General features: G+C 35.3%; 2 pseudogenes. Both read left to right on the forward strand.

Annotated elements, in window-relative coordinates:
• A pseudogene (locus Wcon_RS09705) lies at positions 1-596 on the forward strand (hypothetical protein); the annotation flags it as partial.
• A 20-nt stretch (positions 597-616) separates the two neighbouring features.
• Positions 617-815 (forward strand): annotated as a pseudogene (locus Wcon_RS09710) (hypothetical protein); the annotation flags it as partial.

Below are 815 nucleotides of genomic sequence, written 5' to 3' on the forward strand. Positions count from 1 at the left end.
GTTAGTTTTTATCGGCCAAGACAACTAAGTTTTATAGAGGGAAGCAAGGGAACATTTATTTACGGAGAGTTATGCACAAAAAGCTTTTCGGGTAGTTATGATGAGATATACTATTACCCATATGCTGCACTTGGAGTAGTATTTGTAAAAAATACAACCAATGTGAACATAAATAAAGCAATAGAATTTGTTGGATCATCGTATTCGAGTACGGAGTATGGAGGTGCAGGATTATTTGTGGGAACACCAGATAATACCAATTCTAATAAATCAAGAATTTCAAGAATAATATGGAAAAATGTTTACCAATACACGAGTTCTGATAGCAAATTAGCTGGATCTGGTAATGTGGAGATTCCAGCAGGAAAAACAGTTGCAATATTACTTTACACATCATCTTACCTGTATTCCAGAACACAAGTTAGTCAAGGTATGCTTGCATCAAATTATGTACACAACTATGGTCAATTTATTCAGTGGGGGATTTAAACATACGTAGCAATGTTCTAACTACAGGACTTGAAGTAGATGTGGAGAGAACACTAAGAGCGTGGCAATGTCCTGGGTTATCTAGCACACATGAGATTTGGCAGTAAATCAAATAGGGAGAAAAACTGTGAGCATTTACATACGTTTTGAAAATAACAAACAAGTAGAAACAACAACGCTTGAAAATAAACCAGAGGGTGAAAATTGGTATGAAGCGCCAAAGAATTTTAATTGGCAAAAAAGTTATTGTTTAACAGAGGGAGGAAAAATTGCTCAGCGTACTAAAGAAGATATACAAAAGGAGTTACTGGATAATGCGAAGCTTT

The organism is Wolbachia endosymbiont of Cylisticus convexus, assembly GCF_003344345.1.